This is a genomic window from Fulvivirga aurantia, from assembly GCF_009711475.1.
In the GTDB taxonomy this organism is placed as follows: domain Bacteria; phylum Bacteroidota; class Bacteroidia; order Cytophagales; family Cyclobacteriaceae; genus Fulvivirga; species Fulvivirga aurantia.
In genome coordinates, this window is record NZ_SMMD01000637.1 from 1 (window position 1) to 5,038 (window position 5,038).

A 5,038-nucleotide genomic window follows, 5' to 3' on the forward strand; every position below is an offset into this window, starting at 1 on the left:
ATGAAAAAAATTTTTACTTACCTGGGACTTACTTTATTAAGCATTGTGGCTCTTCAACCAATGGCCTTAGGCCAGAGTTGTCCTTCACCCTATGTTATCGACTGGGATACCTACGCTGGTACTGATCCTAGAAGTCAGAATTACACAGCAGATGATGTAGAGGTAAGCATAGAATCAGTCGACTTATATGGGCATGTGAGTGATTTTTCGGTATCTAACGCTATACAAAATACTTATAGTATTTACTGGGAGCAGAATATCGATAATAACAATGAGTTTGCATTGGCAACTTTCAAATTTAGTAAGCCTACTAAAGATTTTGCTTTCACCATTTTTGATGTGGATGCAGGCGCCTGGGTAGATTCTCTCACCGTCAATGGATATTCTGATGGGTCGTTGGTAAGCCTGATCGCTAGTAATGTAACCACATCAGTAGCCAACTCTTATGTAGGAAATAATACAGTAGTTGGTAATGCCACCGTAAACAATGCTACAAGTACTGATGGAAACGTTACTTATTTAATTCCTGAGACTATTGATTCATTAGTTTTTGTTTATAACAACCATACAGCGCCAAGTGGACAGGTAATTGGAATACACGACTTTAGCTGGTGTGGTTCTGATTCTGATTATGATCAGGTACTTAATGTGGACGATGCAGATGATGATAATGATGGCATACCCGATATACAGGAAGGGTTAGGCTTCGATCCTGGCGCTGATGAAGATGGTGATGGTACACCAGACTATGCAGATGCAGACTATTCAGGGTTCACAGATAGTAATCTGGATGGAATCAGCGATAATTTTGATGCTGACCTTGATGGCATACCTAATCACCTGGATAGAGATTCTGATAATGACGGTATTCCTGATGCTGTTGAAGCCAATGGTGGTGTATTGCCTGCAAATATGTCTGCTGATGGTAGATACTCTACAGCTTACGCTATGGCCAATGATGCCGATGGAGATGGTATTGTTGATGCGCTGGATACTGATAATGGTGGTACACCATTAGCTAACACAAATACAGACGGAGATGCCTTGCCAGATATTTTTGATAGAGATAGTGATGGAGATGGAATACCAGATATTGAAGAGGTAGGTGGAGTAGATGCCGATTTCGATGGTATGGTAGATGGTTTTACCGATAAAGACAATGATGGTGTGCATGACACCTATGATATCAACGCAGGTGGTAATGCTTTAGTAATAGCAAACCTTGATGCAGATGCACTTCCCAATTATAGAGATATTGATTCTGATAAAGATGGTATTTTAGATAATGTAGAAGCTCAAAATTCACTTCTGTTTAGAGCTGCTACAGGTTTAGATTCAGACAATGACGGTATCGATGATGCCTATGATGTTGATAATACCGGAGCTATAGTATTTCAAGATACTGATGGCGATGGTAAATTTGATTTTGTAGATGGCGATTCTGATGGTGATGGTGTGAGAGATTTTATAGAAGGACATGATCCTGATAGCAATGGTATCGCTAATACACCACAATCTAATACCGATACAGATGGTGATGGTTTGGCCGACTCTTTTGATACCGACAACGGTGGTACCGCAGCAGCATTACAAAATACGGATGGCGATAGTCGACCAGATTGGAGAGATACTGATGATGATAATGACGGTATTCCTACAGTTAATGAAGATTTTAATGGAGACAGAGATAATGCCAATGACTTTACGCAAGGTGGAGGTTCTACACCAGACTACCTGTATGCTACAAAAGATCTGGATGGTGATGGTTTACTCAACTCTGTAGACACTGATGATAATAATGACGGTATTCCTGATAGTGAGCAAGCTAGTTGTAGTGTGGCTTCAGGTAATGCTGTATCTCAAACCAACAGTGGAGTAGGTGGGGCTGCTAATTCCCTGGGCGCACCTGATGGGTCTTCTGCTCAGGTTAGAAATGGAGATGTACTTACACTAGACCTCAATAGAGTGGTGCCTGAAGGTATAACTATAGCGCTTAGAATGGCAAAAATTCAAACAGGAGGTGCTGATGCAGGGGTAACCGTAAGTCAATCTATCGATGGAACTAACTTTACAAATGCCTTCGATATCGTTTTGGCAAGCAACACTTTAGCAGATTACAATTTCACACTTACAGCAGATGCTCAATATATAAGAATAGAAAGACTGGCTAGAGGAAATTTTGTAGATGCTGTATCTTATTCTTTTGATGACTGTATCGATAGTGATCTTGACGGAGATGGTATAGTAGATCGCCTTGATTTAGATAGTGACGGAGATGGCATACCTAATGCGGTAGAAGCAAACGGAGGCACTTTACCTGCTAATATGAATGAGAATGGTCAATACTCAAATGCATATGCTGCAGCAAATGACTCTGATGGAGATGGCTTAGTAAACAATGTAGATCCTACAACAGGCGGTACTCCATTGGTTTCAGATTTTGATGGAGATGGTGTTCCTGATTTTCTTGACCAGGATGCAGATAATGATGGTATTCCAGACTTTTATGAAGCAGGAGCGACTGATTCAAACGGTGATGGTACTAATGATACTTATAGCAATATCGATGGTGATGCACTGCCTGACTATCTGGATGCTGATAGTGATGGCGATGGAATAAGAGACCTAGTAGAAGGTCAGACAACAGCCGGTTTTACAACACCGTCCGGAGTTGATACTGATGGAGATGGTATTGACAATAGCTTTGATAGCGACAATGGAGGTACTGATATTATCCCTCTTGATTTTGATAATGATGGTACTCCTGACTTTCAGGACACTGACAGTGACAATGACACGGTTTTAGATTTGGTGGAAGGTCACGATGCTAATTCAAACGGTACAGCAGATAGAAACCCAAGTGGAGCTGATACTGATGGTGATGGTCTGGATAATCGTTTTGATACGGATAATGGAGGCACTACCGCTCCGATACAAAATACAGATGGGGCTGATGATGTTGACTTCAGAGATACTGATGATGACAACGATACCGTGCCTACAAAAGACGAAACTGCCGATATTGATCCTGCTAACGGAACAGCTGATTACCTGGAGGCCACAACCAACCCATGTGGAAATGGTGTCCAGGAATCTGTTGTTGGTAATGCCAGTTCAATTGTGTTCAACCCAAATAATAGAGTGGCTAACGCTGCCAATATGGTAGGTGTTCCAAACAATGGTTTCGCCACTTTTAATAATAATGGAGGGCTGAATGATTTTGCCATTCTTGATTTACAGGAATTTATACCTGCGGGGGAGACGATAGCAATTAGAGCTTTAACACAAAATGGAAACGAATTCACAGTAGCCACCGGTACTGAGATAAACGGAACTACAATTAACTTAAGTGGTAATACAAATTTCTCAGACAACTTTGGCGGATATGCCTGGACTATATATAATTATATAGTGCCAGCAGAGGGAGCCAGATATGTTTATTTAGCTAGAGTTGCAGGTGAATTTGGTATAGATGCTTTCTCATATTCATTTACAAGATGTCTAACTGACACTGATAATGATGGTATAGCTGATAATGTAGATCAGGATGATGACAATGATGGAATACCTGATGCCACAGAAATAGCGTCATATGGTGCTGATCCTAGTGCAGATGAGGACAATGACAATATACCTAACTACTTAGATACTGATTTTGCCGGATTCGTTGATAGCAATCTGGATGGAGTGGATGATAACGCAGATTACGATAAGGATGGTATACCAAATCACCTTGATCTGGATAGCGATAATGATGGAATTGTAGATGCTGTTGAGGCTAACGCTGGCGTGTTACCAAATAATATGACAGCCGATGGTAGATACACGGGCTCTTATGTGAAATCTAATGACACGGACAATGATGGTTTAGCCAATGCCGTTGAAACAACGCCATTGAGTAACCCTGATTCTGACATGGATGGTTTAAACGATATGTTTGATAGGGATTCTGATAATGATGGAATCACAGATGTTGTTGAAGCCGGGGGTGTAGATGTTGACGGAAATGGAGTTTTAGACAACTTCACTGATTCTGATGGTGATGGCTTAGCCAATAGTGTAGATCCTGATAATGGTGGTTCACCAATGCCTTTACCTAATTCTGATTCTAATGGATTGAAAGATTATATAGACATAGATTCAGACGATGACGGCATACTTGATATGGTCGAAGGAAATGATGCCAATGAAGATGGAGTAGCTGAATGGGACGCCAATGGTAATGGTGTGCTGGACACTGGTGAAGGTGCAGGAGATGCCGACAATGACGGAATCCTTGATGCCTTCGACAGAGATGCAGGTGGTGTTGTGGCAGCTTTACCAGATACTGACGGCAATGGTGCTGCAAATTATCGAGATGCTGATGATGATGGTGATGGAGAGCCAACTGTTACTGAAGATAGCAACAGTAATGGAAACTTTACCGATGACTTTACCAGCGGCCAGGCCAACGGAAGTACACCCGATTATCTCTACAATCAATTTACTGCGCTTCCTGTTGAATTAATATCATTCACAGCAGAACTAACTGATAAAAATACGGTGGCTCTTACCTGGGAAACTGCTTCAGAAATAAACAATGATAGATTTGAAATTGAGCATTCTCTGGACGGAATTGACTTTGTGAAAATTGGACAGGTAGATGGAAATGGCACAACACGTGAGCTAAGTGTTTATGAATTTGAACACAAGAAGCCTGCCGCAGGTATGAGAAATTACTACAGACTCAAGCAGGTTGACTATGATGGAGAGTTCGAGTACAGTGATGTGATAGCTGTTCAGGGCAAGGTTGAAGTAGCACAGTTTGTAGAGCTCAGACTCTTCCCGAACCCAGCCACAGAGTTCATCAACTTGTCGCTTACCGATTATAACGGACCAATTTCTTATCAAGTGATAAACATCTCTGGCCATGTAATGATCATGGGTAGCACAGAAGGAGAGAATCAATTAAAGGTTGATGTAAGCGCTTTAGAAACCGGTATGTATGTAGTGAAGGTTAAAGGTGGCGACCATACTCAAATCAAGCGTTTTATAAAAA

At 41.3% G+C, this 5,038-nt stretch carries 1 protein-coding gene; it reads left to right on the forward strand.

Going from position 1 to position 5,038, the window contains the following annotated elements:
* Nucleotides 1–5,038 (forward strand): T9SS type A sorting domain-containing protein (locus E1176_RS06200; protein WP_155209699.1); only part of this gene is annotated, 5,038 nt, incomplete at both ends.